General features: G+C 73.0%; 1 protein-coding gene. It reads right to left on the bottom strand.

The window, feature by feature from the left end:
- A partial coding sequence (locus PUR56_RS03800) for an acyl carrier protein (RefSeq protein WP_329947843.1) occupies positions 1 to 1019 on the bottom strand: 1019 nt, incomplete at both ends.

Below are 1019 nucleotides of genomic sequence, written 5' to 3'. Positions count from 1 at the left end.
GACCAACCCGTCCCGTCCGCGTCCGCACCGAACGACTTGCACCGGCCGTCGGCAGCCAGCCCGCGCTGACGCGAGAACTCCACGAACACATCCGGGTTCGGCATCACGGTGACGCCGCCGACCAGCGCCATCGAGCACTCACCCGACCGCAGCGCCTGCGCGGCCAGATGCAGGGCCACCAACGACGACGAACACGCCGTGTCCACCGTCACCGCCGGGCCTTCGAGCCCGAACGTGTACGAGATCCGCCCCGACATCACCGACGAAGCCGTACCCGTCAGGAGGTGCCCCTCCACGCCGTCGGAAGCCTCGACCGGTCCGGAGCCGTATCCCAGGAAGGAGGCGCCGACGAACACGCCCACCGGCTCGCCGCGCAGGCCCAGCGGATCGACCCCACCCCGCTCCAGCGCCTCCCACGACGTCTCCAGCAGCAACCGCTGCTGCGGATCCATCGCCAGCGCCTCGCGCGGCGAGATCCCGAACAGCCTGGCGTCGAAGTCGCCGGCCTCGTAGAGGAAGCCTCCGTGCCGGGTGTACGAGGTGCCCGCGTGGTCCGGGTCGGGGTGGTACAGGGCTTCCAGGTCCCAGCCACGGTCGGTCGGGAAGGCCCCGATGCCGTCCCGGCCCTCGGCCACCAGATCCCAGAACGCCTCGGGTGTCTCCACCCCGCCCGGCAACCGCAGCCCCATGCCCACGATGACCACCGGGTCGTCCTGGACCGCGACCGGAACCGCCGCCCCGGTCGGTGCGGCTGCCTCCGCGCTGCCCACCACCTGTGCCAGCACGTACGCGGCGAGCCGCTCGGCGCTCGGGTAGTCGAACGCCAGCGTCGCCGGCAGCGCCAGCCCGGTCGCCGACCGCAGACGATTCCGCAGCTCGACGGCGGTCAGCGAGTCGAAGCCCAGCTCCTTGAACGCCCGCGACGCCTCGACCGCCCCGGCCGACGCGTGCCCCAGCACCGCCGCGACCTCGGCCCGGACCAGCTCCAGCACGGTCCGCTGCCGCTCCGCCGACGACAG

Origin of the sequence: Streptomyces sp. BE303, assembly GCF_036290945.1 — a bacterium.
Lineage (GTDB): Bacteria > Actinomycetota > Actinomycetes > Streptomycetales > Streptomycetaceae > Kitasatospora.
This window is presented reverse-complemented; position numbering and strand designations above follow the sequence as displayed.